The sequence below is a fragment of the Candidatus Pantoea multigeneris genome (genome assembly GCF_011752615.1).
Classification (GTDB): Bacteria; Pseudomonadota; Gammaproteobacteria; order Enterobacterales; family Enterobacteriaceae; genus Pantoea; species Pantoea multigeneris.
Genome location: NZ_VWXF01000009.1, coordinates 68,757 through 88,200 on the forward strand (window position 1 = coordinate 68,757; position 19,444 = coordinate 88,200).

General features: G+C 52.2%; 15 protein-coding genes. 13 read left to right on the forward strand and 2 right to left on the reverse strand.

The window, feature by feature from the left end:
* The first annotated feature begins 167 nt into the window (after positions 1–167).
* From F3J40_RS18680 to F3J40_RS18720, 9 genes are all read left to right on the forward strand, one after another.
* Positions 168–1,100 (forward strand): ABC transporter substrate-binding protein, encoded by a 933-nt coding sequence (locus F3J40_RS18680; RefSeq protein ID WP_167016978.1) that lies wholly within the window; start codon positions 168–170, stop codon positions 1,098–1,100.
* Positions 1,101–1,146: 46 nt separating this feature from the next.
* Positions 1,147–2,172, forward strand: coding sequence for a dipeptidase (locus F3J40_RS18685; RefSeq protein ID WP_167016979.1), 1,026 nt, complete (start codon positions 1,147–1,149; stop codon positions 2,170–2,172).
* A 152-nt stretch (positions 2,173–2,324) separates the two neighbouring features.
* Positions 2,325–2,396, forward strand: coding sequence for a pyrroloquinoline quinone precursor peptide PqqA (gene pqqA, locus F3J40_RS18690; RefSeq protein WP_010617686.1), 72 nt, complete (start codon positions 2,325–2,327; stop codon positions 2,394–2,396).
* 52 nt (positions 2,397–2,448) lie between these two features.
* On the forward strand, positions 2,449–3,366 hold the full coding sequence (gene pqqB / locus F3J40_RS18695; RefSeq protein ID WP_017346072.1) for a pyrroloquinoline quinone biosynthesis protein PqqB: 918 nt from the start codon (positions 2,449–2,451) through the stop codon (positions 3,364–3,366).
* A gap of 3 nt (positions 3,367–3,369) precedes the next feature.
* On the forward strand, positions 3,370–4,125 hold the full coding sequence (gene pqqC / locus F3J40_RS18700) for a pyrroloquinoline-quinone synthase PqqC (RefSeq protein ID WP_167016981.1): 756 nt from the start codon (positions 3,370–3,372) through the stop codon (positions 4,123–4,125).
* A gap of 4 nt (positions 4,126–4,129) precedes the next feature.
* On the forward strand, positions 4,130–4,408 hold the full coding sequence (pqqD, locus tag F3J40_RS18705) for a pyrroloquinoline quinone biosynthesis peptide chaperone PqqD (RefSeq protein WP_017346070.1): 279 nt from the start codon (positions 4,130–4,132) through the stop codon (positions 4,406–4,408).
* On the forward strand, positions 4,395–5,537 hold the full coding sequence (gene pqqE / locus F3J40_RS18710) for a pyrroloquinoline quinone biosynthesis protein PqqE (RefSeq protein ID WP_167016983.1): 1,143 nt from the start codon (positions 4,395–4,397) through the stop codon (positions 5,535–5,537). Before pqqD ends, pqqE begins: the two co-directional genes overlap by 14 nt.
* The gene (gene pqqF / locus F3J40_RS18715; RefSeq protein ID WP_167016985.1) at positions 5,537–7,843 is read left to right on the forward strand and encodes a pyrroloquinoline quinone biosynthesis protein PqqF; all 2,307 of its coding nucleotides are present in this window, start codon (positions 5,537–5,539) and stop codon (positions 7,841–7,843) included. Before pqqE ends, pqqF begins: the two co-directional genes overlap by 1 nt.
* A gap of 138 nt (positions 7,844–7,981) precedes the next feature.
* Positions 7,982–8,566, forward strand: coding sequence for a YceI family protein (locus F3J40_RS18720; RefSeq protein WP_167016987.1), 585 nt, complete (start codon positions 7,982–7,984; stop codon positions 8,564–8,566).
* Positions 8,567–8,601: 35 nt separating this feature from the next.
* On the opposite strand, the gene F3J40_RS18725 is transcribed toward F3J40_RS18720, so the two are convergent.
* Positions 8,602–10,782, reverse strand: coding sequence for a glycoside hydrolase (locus F3J40_RS18725; RefSeq protein WP_240155534.1), 2,181 nt, complete (start codon positions 10,780–10,782; stop codon positions 8,602–8,604).
* A 647-nt stretch (positions 10,783–11,429) separates the two neighbouring features.
* Here F3J40_RS18725 and F3J40_RS18730 point away from each other — a divergent pair.
* The 4 genes from F3J40_RS18730 (at position 11,430) to F3J40_RS18745 (ending at position 18,240) form a co-directional block, all read left to right on the forward strand.
* Complete coding sequence (locus F3J40_RS18730) at positions 11,430–13,433, forward strand: protein-disulfide reductase DsbD family protein (protein ID WP_167016989.1); 2,004 nt, start codon at positions 11,430–11,432, stop codon at positions 13,431–13,433.
* Positions 13,430–14,152, forward strand: coding sequence for a DsbA family protein (locus F3J40_RS18735; protein ID WP_167016991.1), 723 nt, complete (start codon positions 13,430–13,432; stop codon positions 14,150–14,152). The genes F3J40_RS18730 and F3J40_RS18735 overlap by 4 nt, the downstream gene beginning before the upstream one ends.
* The gene (locus F3J40_RS18740) at positions 14,149–14,649 is read left to right on the forward strand and encodes a protein disulfide oxidoreductase (RefSeq protein WP_167016993.1); all 501 of its coding nucleotides are present in this window, start codon (positions 14,149–14,151) and stop codon (positions 14,647–14,649) included. The genes F3J40_RS18735 and F3J40_RS18740 overlap by 4 nt, the downstream gene beginning before the upstream one ends.
* A 345-nt stretch (positions 14,650–14,994) precedes the next feature.
* The gene (locus F3J40_RS18745) at positions 14,995–18,240 is read left to right on the forward strand and encodes an ATP-binding protein (protein ID WP_167016995.1); all 3,246 of its coding nucleotides are present in this window, start codon (positions 14,995–14,997) and stop codon (positions 18,238–18,240) included.
* 8 nt (positions 18,241–18,248) lie between these two features.
* Here the strand turns inward: F3J40_RS18745 and F3J40_RS18750 are convergent, their stop codons facing one another.
* The gene (locus F3J40_RS18750) at positions 18,249–19,295 is read right to left on the reverse strand and encodes a tyrosine-type recombinase/integrase (RefSeq protein WP_167016997.1); all 1,047 of its coding nucleotides are present in this window, start codon (positions 19,293–19,295) and stop codon (positions 18,249–18,251) included.
* Positions 19,296–19,444: the final 149 nt, after the last annotated feature.

Genomic DNA, 19,444 nt, shown 5'->3' on the forward strand with positions numbered 1-19,444 from the left:
TTCCTATTGTGGCGCGTCTGTTCACGCCGTCGCGCCTGCAAAACTGACAATCCATCCTGCATAAGTGACACCTTTAGCTGCCAACTGGCATTGCTCATGCGGAATCGGCAACAACGATTTCTGCCCGGCGGTTTACTCTGGCACCACACATCACGCAGGGAAACCCCATGAAATTATCGCGTTTTTTAGCTCTTAGCCTGTTACTGACGGCCCACGCCCATGCAGCAGAGGTCACGCTGCGTATTGCCGACCAAAAGGGAAATATGCGCGCTGAACTGGAAGCCGCACAGCAGCTGCAAAATTTGCCTTACCACATTGAGTGGGCTGAGTTTCCGGCGGCTGCGCCGCTGGCTGAAGCCCTGAATGCCGGGGCAGTGGATGCCGGGATTATTGGCGATGCGCCACTGTTATTTTCTCTCGCGGCCGGTTCACCGGTTAAAGCGGTTGCGGTGAGCAAATCAGCGCCCTATGGCACGGCTGTGGTGGTTAACAGCGATTCACCGCTGAAAACCGCCGCAGACCTGAAGGGAAAACGTATTGCCACCGGACGGGGATCGATTGGACATTTTGTCGCGTTGAAAGCACTGCAACAGGCAGGTGTGAAAGACAGTGAAGTCAGCTGGCGTTTTCTGACACCTGCGGATGCGCGTCTGGCATTGGCCAAAGGGGATGTCGACGCCTGGGCAACGTGGGACCCGTATACCGCCCTGGTGGAAACCACTCACAGCGGGCGCGTATTAGTTCCGGGCACTGGGTTAGCAACCGGTAACAGTTTCCTTGCCGTGACCGACAGCGCATTAAAAGATGAGGCTAAGCGTGCGGCCTTACAGGATTACGTTAATCGTCTCGCCGCCGCAGATCGCTGGGCCAATAGCCATGCCGATGCCTACTCGCAAACGCTGGCAAAAATCATTGGCTTCCCCGCCGATGCGGCGAAAAAAGCCTTTACCCGGCGACAGTCTCACTGGCAGAGCATCGATAGCGGGACGATTGAACAACAGCAAGCCACCGCCGATTTTTATCAGCAACATGGGCTGATTAGCCAACCGCTGAATGTGAAAGTGACATTCTGGCAGGGGTTTGAGGTTAAGCAGCAGTGAACTATTGGTGTTAGCATAAGAGAAATGCCATTTTTGCAGGAAAATCATGAGTACATTACCGGTATTTGACGGTCACAACGACCTGTTGTTGCGTTTGTGGATGTATCACCGTGACGCGCCAGCGGAAGCCTTTTTCAATGGCATCCCAAACGGACACCTTGACTATGACCGCATGCGTAGCGGCGGTTTTACAGGTGGGATGTTTGCCATTTTCGTCTTGCCGCCTGACCGACTGGCACAAATGCTGCCGGAGCGGGCAAAGCTGCCTTACGATCCCCTGAGTGTGATGTGGGAGCAGTTTGATATCCTGCAACAGCTGATTGACGCTAGCGCAGGAAAGATGCGGTTGTGCCGGACAGGCGAGGAGATTGCCGCCTGTCGTGAACAGGGCGTGATCGCCGCCGTTGCCCACATTGAAGGCGCAGATGCTCTGGATGAACAAGGCGAGGGGCTGCAAGCGTTTTATCAAGCCGGGGTGCGCAGCATCGGTCCATTCTGGAATTTGCCGAACCGTTTTGGCACCGGCATCAGCGGATCGTTTCCCGGCTCGCCCGATACGGGACCGGGTTTAACGCCCGCGGGTGAACGGTTGATCCAACAGGCGGCGGAATCAGGCATGGTCATTGATGCCTCGCACATGAATGAAAAGGCGTTTTGGGACACGGCGCGACTCACGACACAACCGTTGGTTGCCACGCACTCAAATGCACATGCTCTGTGCGCACAGCCGCGCAATCTGACCGATGAACAGCTTCGGGCCATCCGCGCCAGCAAAGGTATAGTAGGTGTTAATTTTGGTAACGCTTTCTTACGCGCGGATGGGCAACGCAATAGTGACACGCCGCTTGAGGTCATCGTCCAGCACATCGATCATCTGATTGATGTCGCTGGGGAAGAGCACGTTGCGCTGGGTTCAGATTTTGATGGTATCTCTGTTCCCAATGACTTAGGTGACGTTAGTGGCCTGCCGCGCCTGTTCACGCAACTGCGTGCCGCAGGCTATGATCAGCAGACGTTAGAGAAGTTAGCCTGGCGAAATTGGCAGCGAATTATGAACCAGTTGTTACGTTAGTTATGATTACCTGTTCATAACAACTTGATCTCAACCGCACATTGGCGCAACATTCTCTCGCGCTAAATCGATAAACTGGATGGGTAGTTTCATCTGGTTCGATAATCCCCATTGGATTAGTGTGTGTTTAATGACTCTTGAGGAAGAATATTATGTGGAAAAAACCTGAATTCGTTGATTTGCGTCTGGGCCTGGAAGTGACTCTGTACATCTCCAACCGTTGATGTTTATGCCCGCCTTCGTGCGGGCATTTTGTTTCCCACCAGGTTCCTCTTCATGTTTATAAAAGTCCTCGGTTCCGCCGCAGGGGGTGGTTTTCCCCAGTGGAACTGCAATTGCGCCAATTGTGCCGGTTTACGTCAGGGCACGATTCAGGCCAGCGCGCGTACTCAGTCTTCAATTATCATCAGTGATGATGGTAAAACGTGGGTGCTGTGTAACGCCTCACCCGACATCAGCCAACAGATTGCGCATACGCCAGAGTTGAATAAAACCGAAGTGCTGCGTGGCACCAATATTGGCGCAATCATTCTGACTGACAGTCAAATTGACCATACCACCGGCCTGTTGAGCCTGCGTGAAGGTTGCCCACACCAGGTGTGGTGTACCAAAGAAGTGCATGACGACCTCACCACCGGCTTCCCGATTTTCACCATGTTGCAGCACTGGAATGGCGGTTTACAGCATCATCCGCTGACCCCGCTGGCCCCTTTTCGCGTCGACGTGTGCCGCGATCTGCAATTTACGGCTATCCCGATTCTCAGTAACGCGCCGCCTTACTCGCCGTTCCGCGACCGTCCGCTGCCGGGCCATAACGTGGCACTGTTTATCGAAAACACCGCCAACGGCCAGACGCTGTTATACGCCCCCGGGTTGGGCGAACCCGATGATGTGATTATGCCGTGGCTTCAGCGTGCCGACTGCCTGCTGATCGACGGTACCGTCTGGCAGGATGATGAACTGCTGACAACCGGCGTAGGCAAAAACACCGGTAAAGCCATGGGCCATTTGGCGCTGGCTGAAGAAAAAGGGCTGATGGCACTGCTTGGTAAGCTGCCAGCGAAGCGCAAGATCCTGATTCACATCAACAACACCAACCCCATCCTTAACGAGCAATCGCCGCAGCGCCAGTACCTGAAACAACAGGGTATTGAAGTGAGCTGGGACGGTATGGCGATCCACCTGCAGGACTAAATTATGGCGATCACTGAGGCTTTAAGCCCCGCAGCCTTTGAAGAGGCATTACGCGCTAAAGGCGCCTATTATCATATTCATCACCCGTATCATATTGCGATGCATCAGGGTAACGCGACGCCGGAACAGATCCGTGGTTGGGTAGCCAACCGTTTCTACTACCAGACCAATATCCCGTTGAAAGATGCGGCGATCATGGCGAACTGCGCGCACCCGGAAGTCCGTCGGAAGTGGGTACAGCGTATTCTTGACCATGATGGAAATAACGGTCAGGAGGGCGGCATTGAAGCCTGGCTGCGTCTGGGTGAAGCAGTGGGGATCGATCGTGAAGACCTGCTGTCGGAAAAACATGTGTTGCCGGGCGTACGCTTCGCGGTAGATGCCTATGTGAACTTTGCCCGTCGGGCGAACTGGCAGGAAGCGGCATGCAGCTCTTTAACTGAACTGTTTGCGCCACAGATCCACCAGTCGCGTCTCGATAGCTGGCCACAGCACTATCCGTGGATCAAAGAAGAGGGCTACTTCTATTTCCGTAGCCGTCTGAGCCAGGCTAACCGCGACGTTGAGCACGGTCTGGCGTTGGCGCTGGAAGTCTTTACCACCGCTGAACAGCAGAACCGCATGCTGGAAATCTTGCAATTTAAGCTGGATATTCTCTGGACCATGCTGGATGCCATGACCATGGCTTATGAACTGAATCGCGCACCGTATCACACCGTCACCGATAAAGCGGCGTGGCACACAACCCGACTGGTATAACATCATGAATGATTTGCAAATCCCGGCTTTCCGTCGCGGCTATCGTATGCAGTGGGAAGCGGCTCAGGAGAGCCATGTTGTACTCTATCCAGAAGGGATGGCGAAACTGAACGAAACCGCCGCGCTGATTCTGGAGTTAGTGGACGGCAAACAGAGCGTTGCCGCAATCATTGCTACTCTTGACGCACGTTTCCCGGAAGCGGGTGGCGTGGGCGAGGATGTAAAAGAGTTCCTGCAATCTGCGATTGAACAGAAGTGGATAATGTGTCGTGAACCCGCATAAACCTGGCGTTAACCCGCCGCTCTGGCTGTTGGCAGAGCTGACTTACCGTTGCCCGTTGCAGTGCCCTTACTGCTCAAACCCGCTGGACTTTGCCCAGCAGGAACAAGAGCTGACCACCGAACAGTGGATTGACGTTTTTCGTCAGGCACGCGCCATGGGTAGCGTGCAGTTAGGCTTTTCTGGCGGCGAACCGCTGACGCGTAAAGATCTGCCTGAACTGATTAAGGCCGCCCGTGATTTGGGTTTCTATACCAACCTGATCACCTCCGGGATCGGCCTGACGCCGAAAAAACTCGATGCTTTTGCCGAAGCGGGTCTTGACCATATTCAGATCAGCTTCCAGGCCAGTGATGAAACGCTGAATGCGGCGCTGGCCGGTTCGAAGAAAGCCTTCCAGCAGAAGCTGGAGATGGCGCGAGCGGTCAAAGCCCACGGCTATCCGATGGTGCTTAACTTTGTACTGCATCGCCATAACATTCATCAGATCGATAAAATCATCGACCTGTGTATTGAGCTGGAAGCCGATGACGTTGAGCTGGCAACCTGTCAGTTCTATGGCTGGGCACATCTGAATCGCAAAGGGCTGCTGCCTACGCGCGAACAGATTGCGGATGCAGAAGCGACGGTGAATCGTTATCGCGAAAAAATGAGCGCCAGCGGTAACTTTTCAAACCTGCTGTTTGTGACGCCAGATTACTACGAAGAGCGGCCTAAAGGCTGTATGGGCGGTTGGGGAGCGATCTTCCTCAGCGTGACGCCAGAAGGGACTGCGTTACCCTGTCACAGCGCGCGTCAGTTACCTATTAAGTTCCCTTCAGTGCTGGAACAGCGGCTGGATGATATCTGGTACAACTCCTTTGGCTTCAATCGCTATCGCGGCTACGACTGGATGCCAGAGCCGTGCCGCAGCTGCGATGAAAAAGAGAAGGACTTTGGCGGATGCCGCTGTCAGGCCTTTATGCTGACCGGTAATGCCGATAACGCCGATCCGGTATGCAGCAAGTCTGAACATCACGATAAAATTCTCGAAGCGCGACGTGAAGCCAACTGTAACGATATGCAGATATCCCAGTTGCAGTTCCGTAACCGGGTAAATTCTCAGCTGATCTATAAGTCCACCGTATTCTGATGGATCAAAATCAGCGCCTGCTGCGGCTCTGCAACGGTTTTGAGCTGCACCTCAGCCATCAACCTGGCGCTTCCCAGAGCGCTGCGTTGCTGCAAGTCAAAGCAGGCAGTTATGATGAGCCAGCCCGCTGGTCTGGGCTGGCGCACCTGCTGGAGCATCTTCTTTTTAGTGGTGGGGAGCAGTTTCCCGGCCAACAGCGTCTGATGCCATGGGTACAGTCGCTGGGCGGGCAAGTCAATGCCACCACGCTAGCCTATCGAACCGCCTACTTTTGGCAGGTGCCAGCGAATTGCCTGGGTGATGGAATGGCGCGCTTAAAAGACATGGTGTTGCATCCGCAGTTGACCGCAGCGGCGATTGCACAAGAAAGCCGTGTTATCGATGCCGAGTATCGGTTATTGCAGCAACATCTCCCCGCACTCACGGAAGCCGCTTTACTACACAGTATCGAAAACCCGGCCTGTTTTCGGGATTTTCATGTGGGTAGCCTGGCCTGTTTTGGTGAAGACACCGCACTATTGCGTCAGGCTTTAGTGGCGTTTCATGCGCGCTATTATGTCAGCCAGAATGCCCAGTTACGGCTGAGCGGGCCGCAGTCGCTCGATGAGCTTGAAGAAATGGCGCGGCAGTTTGTGGCCGGCTGGCCCGAAGGTACTGCGCGAGCAGCCGAGCCACTGCCGCAACTTGCCGCGGCTCCGCATGCCCAGTTAAAACAGAATGGCCCGCAGCAACTGTGGATCAGCTGGCTGATACAGCGAAGTGATGATGTAATTCGTGACGCTGTCACTTTATTGCGTGAGTTTGCCTTAGATGCTGCACCCGGAAGTTTGCTGGCACAGTTACGTGAGCAGGGTTTCTGCCGCGAAATCAGCTTCCACTGGCTCAGTACAGGCGATAACAGTTGCTGGCCAGCCGTTAAATTTATTACCGATACCCCCGACCAACTGTTAGCCGCGTGGCAACAGTGGTTGGCTCAGTTGGCGGAGACCAGCCCGCAACAACAAGCGCATTATCAGCAGTTAGCGCTACGTCGCTTCCATCACCTGACACCGCTGGAAAAAGTGCGCCAGCAGACGCTGGGGTTTGCGCCCGAATCTGCCATTCCGCATCTTGATCAACTGCTACCGCTACTGAAAGAGAGTGTCTGTTTGTGGGTGTCACCGGATGCGCCAACTCAGACCTGTGTGACGCAAGGGTATACGCTTTCACGTTCTTCCTGGTCTTTACCTTCGATGAGTCTAGAAGTCCGCTGGAAATTTACGTTTTATCCCCAACCGCTGCCTGAGCCAGCACCCGCCGTTCTCGCTGACGGCGCAGGTTTATTACACCTCAAACCGGATAGCTGGCCAGCCACATTGCTGTTGCGCCCAGCATGGCACTGTAGTCCGGACGCGGTCCGTGGCCGCGCGCTGGCCGAGCAATTAGGCGGCAGTTTTGCCTGGCTACGCCATCTCGGCGGTGAGGCTGAGTGGGCTGAAGTGCAGGGTATCTGGCAATTCACGCTGCAACTTCCGGCGAACCACAGCGCGGCACAGTGGTTGATGACACAAATCGCTGACGCGCTGGTATCCACTTCTCCTGCTCATCCACTCCCACCGGAGAGCATCGCATTACGCCAACTGCTGGCTGCGTTGCCAGGCGTGCTGCTTGCCTCAACGGGCAGTGGTCAGTGGCAAGGTGCCTTACTGGGGGGCGATCGCACCCTGGCACAGCAACTGGCCGCACGCATGGCCGTTTTACCCCCACTGGAAGAGGTTGAAAAAGCCCGCCCGGCAAGACAAATGCAACCCATTGCTCACCCTGGTAATGAAAATGCACTTTTGCTGTTTATTCCGCTACTGGATGCCACACCCGCCTCATTGCTGGCATTGCAGGTGTTGGCACGTTGCTATGAGCCGCTGTTTTTCCAGCGACTGCGGGTTGAATTGCAGGTGGGATATGCGGTGACATGTCGTTATTTACGCTGTGGCGATCGGGACGGTGTGTTACTGGCGGCCCAATCTCCTGATGTGCCCATTGCCACGCTTTTGGCGGAGTTCAAGGCATTTTTGCGCAATATGACGGCACAAATTGCACAGCTCACTCAGGAAGACATTCAGCAGCATGTGCAACGCCTGCTGCATGAGGCACAAGGGCAGAACATTGCCACGACGCTGCAACGTACCCTGCGGCGTGAAGCGGGGCTGGCCGAACTTCCTGAAGAGACAAACACCCAATTAACGGCCGTTGATTTACTAGGATTGCATCAGCAATTGTTAAGTCAGCGTCGCCAATGGCGCATGCTGTTTAGTCGTGGAAAACAGTAAATAAATGGATGAAAGTGATTATAACCCACCGATATTACTGAATATATTTGAATAGCTCGAACAAATCTCTTCACTGGCGCAAATAGTCGATATGCACCTAGACTGCATAAGTCGATAAATTTTAATAAGGATTGTGCAGTGAAATCATTCAAACGTGTTGCGTTACCTTTACTGGCTGTTGCTAGCCTGTACGTGCCTTTCAGCCAGGCGGCTGCAACTCAATACCAGCTTGATCCAACGCATACCTCGGTGATTGTCACCTGGACCCACTTTGGTTTCTCTCACCCAACGGCCGCCATTCCAGGTACCACGGGTACAGTGGTGTTTGATAAAGAAAATCCATCACGCTCCCGTGTAGACGTCACTCTGCCGGTCAGTAAAATCGATACTTTCGTGCCAAAGTTGACCCAGGAATTTCTGACTGCCGCCTACTTTGATACGGCTAAATACCCAACTGCGGTGTTCCACAGTACGAAAGTGACGGCAACCGGCGACAACAAGTTTGATGTAGAAGGCAATCTGACCATCAAAGGCATTACTAAGCCGGTCACGCTGCACGCCACGCTGAACAAGCAGGGTGAACACCCAATGGCGAAGAAGCAGGCGATTGGTTTTGATGCCACTGCCACGCTGAAACGTTCAGACTTTAAAGTGGATCAGTTTATCCCGGCGGTCAGTGATGACGTCACGCTGACTATCTCCACTGAAGGTTTCGCGAAATAATGTCGACGCCCGCCCAAGCTGGGGCGGGATGTTTTTCACAACGAGAAGCGTATTACTTCTCCGCTTGGCCTGTGCATCACCAGTTCATAAGGCTGAATACCGGCACGGACAACCTCACTAAAATTAGCGCTAAGCAGTGAACCATCACTAAAGCGCGTCTGCTGTACCCAGCCTGTTTCATCGAGCCAGCGAAAATCCACGAGGGCTTTATCCCACAAAATTTCGTGCATCGGGCGGAACAGACGATCCATTTTAACGATTTCAGGCAAACGTAGCGCTAGCGAAGCACGTGACAGGTTGAACAGTGGAGGGGTGTTATATAACAGGCTCAGCAAATCACGGTTTCGCTTCACTTCAGGAAACTTCAGGTTGTCGTAGGTCCAGTGGTGCGTCGCGATCACCGAATCATGAAATACAGCCTGATAGAGCGGTACACGATAGCGGGGATCGAACACCACGGTTTTATAACGTGGCTTCAGCTTTGTCGGCTGGAAAAACTGTGCGGGCTGACTCTCAGGCCACCAGGCACCCAGGAACCACGGCGAGGTTTTATCTTGGTGGATAGACGTATCCTGCCAGCCAAACCCCCAGGTTTCAGTGCCATGCGCAAACAACAAATGCTGAGCCGTTAACGCATTGCCATCTTCAGAGCCCACCGGGATACCCAGTTTTTCGCCAACCCACGCCAACCTTTGGTTCCTTGCCGTGGCCATTTCAGCCGCAGAGGTGGGATGCCGGGGATGAAAATCATCACGCACCATTGCCGTTCCGTCGACATCCAGAAACAGGCTATTAATGCCGCTGGTCGTCACCACTGACTGCATGCGCTGTCGTGACCAGTCCAGCATACAGCCCGGATTGAGGTAGTAACCGGCACCACCAAATCCCGGCAACCGCGTTCCGTTTTCTCTGACGATGGCGCACTTTTCCCCGAGATTTGTCGGTATTTGCGCAGTCAGCCAGTTGTTATTGATACCACGGGGGATGGCGGTATCGTAAGAGTCATAGCTGGCCACTAACCAGCCTGCATTTTTGGCCTGGCCGATCGCAGCGGGGTTGAGTAACGCGGCCGTCCAGTTATCCGTCCCTAACCATAGGCGAGGCAAACCAGCGAGTTGCAAACTTTCCAGCAAGGGGAGCGACAAACTCTGGCCCCACGTAGTTGGCGGTGTTAGCCACTGCGCCAGATGTTGTTGTGTCCAGTCCCGCACGGCAGCCGCTTGCTGTTGCTGAGGCGTCAGATCGGAACTGACGACATCTGTTTTTATGTCTTTAACCTGCGTGGTAATCGCCTGATTCAGGGCTTCAATCAGCTGTATTTGTTGCCATTTTTCTGGCCTTTGGCTCCCTATTTGTTGAATGTCGGCCACAATATCGTTCGCTAACCTCTGGCGCAGTTCGATGCCCGATTCCGATCTTAGCCAATCTATGAGTCCGGGCCAGTCCCGCACATTCTCTGCAGCCAGCAATCCGTTCCCCCACAAATAGAGATGACTGGCCCCGATCAGTTTGTTGCCATCCTGCGTTTTCGCCATTTTTTCAGCAAGCGATGAAAATTGCCCTTGCTGTTGCAGCTGTTCACGATAGCGAATGGCACCTGAAAGCGGGGTGTCTCCCACCGTGAGTAGTACGCGGAAAGGGGTAGCAAGGCTCATCGGACTAAATTTGTGACTGGCCTGCATCATTACGCGCGTGGCATCCCCGCTGAACTGGAGTTCATTATCGTAGGGATTGAGCATCAGCCAACTGATCCACTGTTGCTGATGTTGCTGGCTCCAGAGCGGTAACTTCAAATCCCAATGGGTATTGATGGCGTTCATTTCTTGCTGCAAATAGGCACGCCACTCAGGATCGTCAAGGGGGATTCGGCTCCCTTCACCAATCGGCAGTAAAAGGGTCTCTGCTTTATCCGGTAAATGGTACCAGTTCATGGCTTGGGGCGTACTGGTCTGAAATGTCAGGAGTAGATCACCTTCTTGTAAGCTGGCACTGATGTGCATCTGCTTGCCGGGCCAATACCATCGGGCCGCGCGTTCATCCTGTTGCAGCGCTGCAACCTGCTGCGCGACAACACCTTGATTTAACAGATGATGATTAATATGGATACGCAAAGTGGCGGGGTCTAAGGTAAATACGGTTTCTCCTTGCTGCAGGGTTAGCGCATAAAGCGGCGTGCTACTTAGCATTGCAAACACAAATAGGGCGTTTCGAAGCATAGTTGCCATCCTCAGACTAAAAAAACAGCCTGGCACTAAAACGGCGAGCCCACCCCAAGACCGGGCTTGAACTGGGAAAATGATTAAACCAGAGCTTGACGTTGTCAGCATGATCAACAGGTTAGGATAAACAGCATGACGTGTAAGTTATAGATGTCATTTATTTTCTATCGATGACAAATTTTTACATGGCGTGACGTTTTCCTGCGAGTTGCGCGCTTATCATAGCCGCACTTTTTTTGTGGAACCCGCTAATGACTCGACCTCACCACTGTGCAAAATGGATTCTCGCGCTGGCTTGCTGCGCGATGATCTTTTGCCTGGCACAGAGGGTGTATCAGCCAGCGCCTTTACCGTCCTCTCTCGCTTCATCATCTTTTAGCGAACTCATCGCGGATGGCAGTGATATGACCTGTTCCCTGGGTGAAAAATCGCTTTTTTCATACCCCCCAGTCATTGAACACCTGTTTATCCCTTTACTGTTTCTGTTATTGGCTCTGGCGACACGGTCTAACGTGGTTTCAGTCTGTTCATTTACACCTTCTTACCGACCACCCAGGTTAAGAAGACATCTGACTTTCTGTGTTTTCCGGGAATAAAACGCACAGTTTCGCACTGTGCCATTTTTATTAACCGGAGAAATAAATATGTTTGTTATCTTGCAGCGCTTGCTACTCACACTGCTTTTCTTTAGCGCATCAACATTTGCGGCCGATACCGGCTGGCAACGTAGTGATACTAATCCTTATGCTGAAGTGCGCCTGCGTGGCGCAACTCTGCAACAACAACCCCGCATGCTGATGGATATTCAGCTGGTTTCAGGCTGGAAAACCTATTGGCGATCGCCAGGTGAAGGGGGAATAGCGCCTGCAATACATTGGGAAGATAGTGCGGTTCAGGCAAAGTGGCATTGGCCACTGCCGACACGTTTTTCAATAAGTGGTTTTACTACACAGGGCTATCGTGGTGATGTCACTATACCGATTGAACTTAATCAGGTGCCGGAAGGGCCACTACGCGGCGTATTGACGCTCTCCTCATGCAGTAATGTCTGCATCCTCAGTGATTTTCCCTTTGAGCTTCCTCCATTAACTCCGGCAGATGCTGCTTTTCAGGCGGACTACGCCCGAGCAATGGGTACAGTACCGCCAGCGGAAGGGGTGACTGAACAACTTGAAGCCAGTTGGGTGGGAAACACGCTGCAAGTGAAAGCGGAACGTGCAGCGGGATGGTCTCGCCCCGCATTGTTTTTTGATTACCCGCCAGAGGTGATGTTGGGGGAACCCGAGATTCAGGTCAAAGGCTCGGTGTTGACAGCACGAGTGTCAGCGACCGATGAATGGGGTGATAAACCGGAAAGCCAGGTGGGACATTCGCTTTCTCTGGTGATTGCTGACGGTGATATCGCCCAGCAAAGTCACGTTACGCTGAGCAATAAGGTTTTAACGCAAAATACCGACGAAAGCTTTTTGATGGTGATATTGCTGGCATTGGCTGGCGGTCTAATCCTTAACCTGATGCCGTGCGTGTTGCCGGTGCTGGCGATGAAACTGGGCAGTCTGGTGCAACAAACCGGTCAAACCCGGCGACAAACCCGGCACCAGTTTCTGGCCTCCAGTGGCGGAATTCTGGTCTCCTTCTTGTTGCTGGCGCTGATGATGACGTTGTTGCGGTTGAGCGGGCAGGCGCTAGGCTGGGGAATACAGTTCCAGAGCAGCGGATTCCTCGTTGTCATGGTGTTGGTGACGTTTATCTTCAGCTTGAGCCTGTTTGATTTACTGCATTTTCAGCTTCCTTCCGGGCTCACAACCCGCATGGCAACCCAGGGTGGAAATGGCCTGAGCGGGCATTTTTTCCAGGGCGCCTTTGCCACTTTACTCGCGACACCGTGCAGTGCGCCGTTTCTCGGCACCGCCGTAGCCTATGCCTTGACCGCATCGTTACCTGAACTCTGGCTGCTCTTTTTGTTCCTTGGCATCGGGATGAGTTTGCCGTGGCTAGCCGTGGCATTAATGCCCGGAATAGCACGCATTCTGCCACGTCCAGGCCGCTGGATGATCCATCTACGCACTGTGCTTGGGCTTTTGTTGCTGCTGACCACGGGCTGGTTGATCACCTTACTCCAGCCACACTGGGGGCAACAGATCGTGGTTATTGTGTCTTGCTTGTTGCTGCTGTTGCTGGGCGTCCTGCTGTGGCGGCAGCGAGATCGGGTTCGGCTCGTGTTGCTGCCACTTGTTTTGCTGGTGGCCGCAGCGGCCGGGCATTTCTACCAGCAACCCGACCAGACCGAGCCATTACCCTGGCAGCCGTTAACGGAAGAAGCGTTACAACAGGCGCGCGCGAAAGGCGGCCTGGTGTTTGTTGATGTCACGGCTGACTGGTGCATTACCTGTAAAGTGAATAAGTTGCGCGTGCTCAACCATCCAGATATTCGCGCAGCGCTTATGGCACCCAATGTCACGCTATTACAAGGTGACTGGACACGCCCCGATCCTGCCATCAGTGAATTCTTGCGCCATCGCAATGTGGCTGCCATTCCGTTTAATCAACTCTACAGCCCGGCTTACCCGGACGGACTCATCTTCTCACCTCTGCTCAATACAGAGGATCTTTTGACTGAGCTCAACTCCAATAAGGCAAAAAAATGAAAAAATCTCTGCTTCTAAGCTTATCTCTGCTCGCATTTCCCTTGATGGCATCAACGGCGCTGACATCTGAGCAAGAAGCACGCGTGCGCGAGTTGGTGCGTGAAACACTGGTCAGCAACCCCGCAATCCTGGCGGAAGCGGCAGATGCGTGGGATAAACAGGCAGCGCAAAACCAGCAGTCGATGGTGCAGGAAGCCATCAAAAAAAATCACGCTGCGTTATATGAAGATGCCTATTCACCGCGATTGGGCGCTAAACAGCCGCAGTTGACCCTGGTGAATTTCACTGATTACAACTGCCAGTTCTGTAAGCGTCAGGAGGCGGATCTGGAACGTTTGATGCGCGCCTATCCGCAGGTAGCGGTGATCATCAAGCCGTTGCCTTACCGTGGTGAAACCTCTATGACCTCTGCGCGCTACGCCATCAGTATCTGGCAACAACAGCCGGAAAAATTTGCGGCATTCCATGAGACCCTAATGAGCAAAAAGGGCGATCACACGGATGCCACCCTTCAGGCAGCACTAAAGAAAAACGACCTTGTTCTAAAAGCGATGACGCCGGAAAGCGAGAAAACCATGGCGCTTAATCTGGCATTAGCGCAGCAGATGATGGTGCAGGGAACGCCCGCTACCCTGATTGGCAAGCAGATGGTCATGGGTGCCGTACCTTACGAGCAATTAGAAGCGGCAGTTAAAACTGCGCTGGCTGAAGGTACATGAAAAGGCTAAAACGCCTGCTGCGTGAAGGCGTTCTGCTGCTGTTGCTTCTGGCCTCAATATTGTGGGGACTTGATCTCTGGCGCGCACCCAAACTCACCGATCAGATGTTGACGCAGTCGTTGATGGATATGAATGGGGAATCACTCTCGTTGCAAGCGATTAGCCAAGAGGAGCCAGTACTGGTTTATATCTGGGCCACTTGGTGTGGTGTTTGTAAGTTGACGACGCCAACGGTTGCGGCGTTGAGTGCAGAAAGTGTGCCCGTGTTAAGTGTTGCACTGCGTTCAGGTGATGATGATCGGGTTACGGAATGGATGAGAAAGAAAGCGTTGCCGCAACCGGCACTCAATGATGAGCGCGGTGAACTAGCGCAACGTTGGGGAATTAATGTCACACCCACTTTCGTCGTGATTTACCGTGGTGAGGTCAAAAGTGTGACCACCGGGTGGAGCAGCCGCTGGGGCTTGCAATGGAGAATGTGGCTGGCAAAACAATGACGATCAGCGCCGCTGAAGGGTGGCGCTGCTCTTATTACCAGAGATAAGTGTTTTCTCATCTCCCATGAGCCTGCTTCCGCCGTCACCTGAAAAAATTTCAGCGCTTGAACAAAGAGGCAGAACTTTTTTCGCAATGAATGAACCCAGATTAGAGCCGCATTACCTGACAACGATTATCGTTATCAAACAGCAGGCATCAATTAGATTGTAGTGCTTCAGATGAAGTGATTAATTAAAAGTTGTTAAATTTTTGTCGTATTATTTTTATGTCAGATGATTTTTGCGCAACGTCTTCTATCCGGGATAGCCATGCTCATGTTGTTTTATTATAAAAAAGGTGCCGTGATGAAAGCGTTCATGCTGCTATTATTGATGCTGACATTTACTGCCCAAAGTGAACAAGTGCGACAGGCTAATGTATTACTGCATATAGAACCGACGCATAACATTGTTTTACCGTTATCTCCGGCAGAAAAACACTATCTGAGCCATAAACGGCAACTCCGATTGGGTTTATTGACCGAGCCTTCTCCTCCATGGAGAACGCAAAATTATCGTGGCGAATTCGAAGGTGTGAGCGTTGATTATTCAGCAATTATTGCCAACCGACTAGGCTTAACCCTTGAAGCTTATCATTTCAGCAATCTAACCGAAGCGAAAAGGGCGCTAGCGCGCGGCGAAATTGATTTGCTGGCAGATATAGATGTGACCAGCTGCTCCTCTCGTTTTCTCTGTAGCAGCATGTACACGGAAAACAGACCGATAATTGCGGTCAAAAAAAATCAGCACTATCCCATCCCTGCGGACCTGGCTGATATCGAAGTGGCAATTGCGGTTGATTATGTAGCCCTTGAGAATGTGCAACACACTTATCCCAAGGCCAGGGTTCGGTTATATAGCAATACTCAAGCTGCGTTGAGTGCAGTCGCTTATGGCAATAAACAGGTCTATTTGGGCGGCAGTGAAACGGTGGGATACAATGACTTTGATGGGCTACGAACGGAGCGTTACGCGCTACTCCCTGAAAAGAAAATTGGCTATTTACTCAATGATAGTCACCTGATTCTGGTTGCACTGATTAATCGGGCGATTACTTCACTGACCCGTTCTGAAATTGCTAGCATACAGCAGTTCTGGCAGCCAGAACTGTTTTTGTCGGGAGAGAACGCCCTGACATTAGCATTAAGTGACACTGAAAAAAAATGGATTTCAGAGCATCCACAAGTGAATGCACTACTCTATGATAATAACTATTCATCACCGTTGGCGTTTGTGGATGACTCAGGTGAAATACATGGTCTGGCGGCAGATATCTTACGGATTGTTGAATTACACACCGGTATAAAATTTAATTTCCAACGGATGGAAACCGTCACGGAGATGATTGATACAGTAAGCGCAGGGCATGCCGATTTGCTTTCTGCCCTGGTTTCCAGTAAACCTCGCGAGCCTTCCATCTTATTTACCCGCCAGTACATCACCAGCCCCTTTGCCCTGTTAACCCATAAAGAGACGGAGAAAATTCAGCACCTTGCCGACGTCCGTGGGAAAAAACTAGCGTTGATTCAGGGGACATCAGTGGCTGAAATGGTGCGAAGAAATTATCCCGACATCGATATCTACTGGGTTGAGAGTGATAAAGCACTACTGGACAGTGTTGCGAAGCGCAAGGCTGATGCGGGTATCATGACACTGATTTTTGCTCGTTATCAAATTAACCGACATTATCATGAACAATTAAAAGTCGTGAATACCGCCGGTATGACGCCGGCTTTTATTTCTTTTGCTGTAGGGAAACATGTTCCCGAACTGCGCGATATTATTGATAAAGTCATGATGACGATTCCGCCTGGTCATATGAATCTGCTGGCCAGCCGCTGGCGACCGGAATCCTTGGTGGTACATCAAAGTTTCTGGCAGAAGTATCAGACCTGGGTATTATCCGGCATTGGTTTAAGCACACTCCTGATCTTCTTTTCTCTCATCTGGCTTTTCCATTTACGTCGCCAGGTGATATTACGTACCCGAATTCAGCGCCAGCTTGACGATCAACTTACGCTGCTTCGCCAGATGGTTGATGGTACGCCTTTCCCGGTATGGATGCGCGATCAGCGTGGCGCACTGACCTACTGTAATCAGCGTTATCTGGCAGAAACCGCCAGTGACTGGTTACACGTAAAAGGCACAACGCTACTGGAATATCAGGGGAACCTGACCCGGGAAGAAGCCGTTGCCGCACATCAACTTCTTCAACAGGTGATCGAACATGGCAAAGCGCGATTTGAAGATCGCAATTATCAACGCCAGCATCAGAATGGAGAACAAGACAGCTGTACGGTATTTCAATGGCTGCAACCCTGGCTGGACAGTGAAGGGAATACCTGTGGTGTCATGGGCGGATGGATGGATATCAGTAATCGCCAGGCGCTGTTGCTGGAATTACGTGAAATGCGTGATAAAGCCGAGGCCTCCAACCGTGCCAAGTCCACCTTCTTGTCAACGATGAGCCATGAAATCCGCACGCCGCTAAATGCTGTGATCGGCATGTTGGATATGGCGATTCGGCAGATGAAAATGGGGCAGCAGGATCTTCAGGCGCTGGAGTTGGCTCATGATTCTGCTCAGAGTCTTATCGGTTTGATCGGAGATGTACTCGACATTTCTCGTATTGAAGGTGGCTATCATGAGTTTCATCCTGAGCGCGTGAATCTACGCAGTCTGGTTGAGAAACTCCGTTTAGTGTTTGGCGGAGTGGCGAGTGAAAAAAATCTGCAAGTGGTACTGCAACTCAGCGGCGATAGCGAGCAAGATGTGGAAGCCGATCCTTTGCGCATCAAACAGATACTCACCAACCTGTTGAGCAATGCGATTAAATATTCCGATCGCGGCAGTGTTTTGCTCCGACTGGAACAGAACTGGGATGTCGACCTTAATCAGGTACGTTGTGTGATTGAAGTTGAAGATAACGGCATAGGTATTCCGCTGGAACAACAGGCCGCACTGTTCCAGCCTTTTGCGCAAGCAGAAAACCGACGTGCCGGTACCGGACTGGGTCTCTATATCAGTCGAAATTTATGTCAGGCCATGCAGGGTAACCTCACTTTGCGCAGCCAACCGGGTGAAGGGACCTGCGTACGTGCTGAGTTTTATTTACCGACGGCAGTTTCGCCACCCGTCTCCGAAGATATGACAACCGTTGTAACCGCAGTCAGCACAAAGTTAACTGTCCTGGTGGTTGATGATAACTCTGCAAACCGGCTGTTGTTGTCGCGCCAGCTCACCTGGCTGGGCCATGAGTGCGAGACAGTTGGCAGCGCCACTGAGGGATTGGCGCAATGGCGTTCAGGAAAATTTGACGTCATCATCACCGACTGCAATATGCCGGTGATGAACGGCTACCAGTTGGCCGCTGCGATCCGTTTAGCTGAGCAGCAAAAGTCGTGCAATCCTGTGTGGATTATCGGTTTTACCGCGAGCGCACTTCATGAAGTGAGCCTCAGCTGTGAGCAAGCGGGTATGGATGACTGTTTATTTAAACCCTGTTCGTTGAATGCTATCGCTGAAGCGCTGCAAAAAAGTCTCACTGTGTAATGAGTCCATTAGTCACGCGGTTGGCGGAAGACGCGCTTCTCCATTAAATCAACCATCGCACCTTGTTGTGCTTCCACATGACGAATGTAGCGCATCAGGGTTTCGGGTTTTTTCCATGTGCCTTCCTGCATAATTTGTGCGACCGAGTAGCCTTGTTTTGCCAGATCCTGAGCGGCACCGACACGGCTGCTATGACCACTCCAGCTCAGATAGCGTTTTTTGTTGGCTTTAACATTCCGGCTGCTGGCAATACTGTGCCAGGCATTTTGGAAAATAGCTTCCAGCGCCGGGAGCGTTAAGGGCTTTTCGAACTGTAGATGGACACGATTGGATCGATGTACCCGGCAGAACAGAAACGCGTCTGGCTCATGTACCAATCCCGAATTGATTAGCCAGTCTGTCAGACGCTCGCTGGATAAACTGCTCAGTGCTTTAACCAGGCCGCCAGTCTGTACCACGGTTTTGGTCCAGCCCACATCAAGAATGATCCGCCCATCTTCCGCGCGGGAAATATCGCGCACTCGCAGGCGGGCAACTTCACTCACACGCAGCAGTGTACTGTAAGCCACATGAAGAAAGGCCAAATTGCGTTGCTCAATGAGCCGACTGGATTGCTGCCAACAAGCATCGATCTGCTGCAGGTCTTCCAACCGAAAGGGTAAAGCCTGGCCGCTGCGCTCCCCGGACACCACCGCCGAACGGTTAATCTTTTTCATGGCGCGGAAGACAAGAGGATCAAGATTGGGCGGGACCAATCCTGCATTTCTATGCAGCATGGCAATCAGCGCCGCGTGGGTTGCAATGGTGGACGATGCGCGACCGGCCTGTTGCAGATGCTGCAAGTAATCACGCAGATCTTCTGCACTTAAGGGAAAAAAGATCCGTTGGTGATCATTTGCCCAGCGGTAGCAAAGGCGCATTACGCTCATCAGTTGACGCCAGGTATTGGGAGAGAAGGCGTCCCGATCCTGAATAAATGACAGCAGACGCGCAGTAATCTCTTCATTGACGTTAGCCTGGGCCAGTAACGTGGAGTGTGGGGTGATCAACGACATAATTAGGGCGCTTTTCCTTGCTTACAATTGATCGCGCTACGCGAATTCTGCAAATAAAGCAGGGGGATTACCCTGAAGAATTCACGTAGCGTCGTCAGTAAAATTCACGGCAATCGTCAGTTTTCTACGGATCCTAAGAAGATCCTGAT

What these genes read in the sequence shown, in the direction of transcription:
- F3J40_RS18680 (WP_167016978.1), top strand. Translation starts at nt 168, where the DNA reads ATGAAATTATCGCGTTTTTTAGCTCTTAGCCTGTTACTGACGGCCCAC.
- F3J40_RS18685 (WP_167016979.1), top strand. Translation starts at nt 1,147, where the DNA reads ATGAGTACATTACCGGTATTTGACGGTCACAACGACCTGTTGTTGCGT.
- pqqB (WP_017346072.1), top strand. Translation starts at nt 2,449, where the DNA reads ATGTTTATAAAAGTCCTCGGTTCCGCCGCAGGGGGTGGTTTTCCCCAG.
- pqqC (WP_167016981.1), top strand. Translation starts at nt 3,370, where the DNA reads ATGGCGATCACTGAGGCTTTAAGCCCCGCAGCCTTTGAAGAGGCATTA.
- pqqD (WP_017346070.1), top strand. Translation starts at nt 4,130, where the DNA reads ATGAATGATTTGCAAATCCCGGCTTTCCGTCGCGGCTATCGTATGCAG.
- pqqF (WP_167016985.1), top strand. Translation starts at nt 5,537, where the DNA reads ATGGATCAAAATCAGCGCCTGCTGCGGCTCTGCAACGGTTTTGAGCTG.
- F3J40_RS18725 (WP_240155534.1), bottom strand. Translation starts at nt 10,782, where the DNA reads ATGCTTCGAAACGCCCTATTTGTGTTTGCAATGCTAAGTAGCACGCCG.
- F3J40_RS18730 (WP_167016989.1), top strand. Translation starts at nt 11,430, where the DNA reads ATGTTTGTTATCTTGCAGCGCTTGCTACTCACACTGCTTTTCTTTAGC.
- F3J40_RS18735 (WP_167016991.1), top strand. Translation starts at nt 13,430, where the DNA reads ATGAAAAAATCTCTGCTTCTAAGCTTATCTCTGCTCGCATTTCCCTTG.
- F3J40_RS18740 (WP_167016993.1), top strand. Translation starts at nt 14,149, where the DNA reads ATGAAAAGGCTAAAACGCCTGCTGCGTGAAGGCGTTCTGCTGCTGTTG.
- F3J40_RS18745 (WP_167016995.1), top strand. Translation starts at nt 14,995, where the DNA reads ATGAAAGCGTTCATGCTGCTATTATTGATGCTGACATTTACTGCCCAA.
- F3J40_RS18750 (WP_167016997.1), bottom strand. Translation starts at nt 19,295, where the DNA reads ATGTCGTTGATCACCCCACACTCCACGTTACTGGCCCAGGCTAACGTC.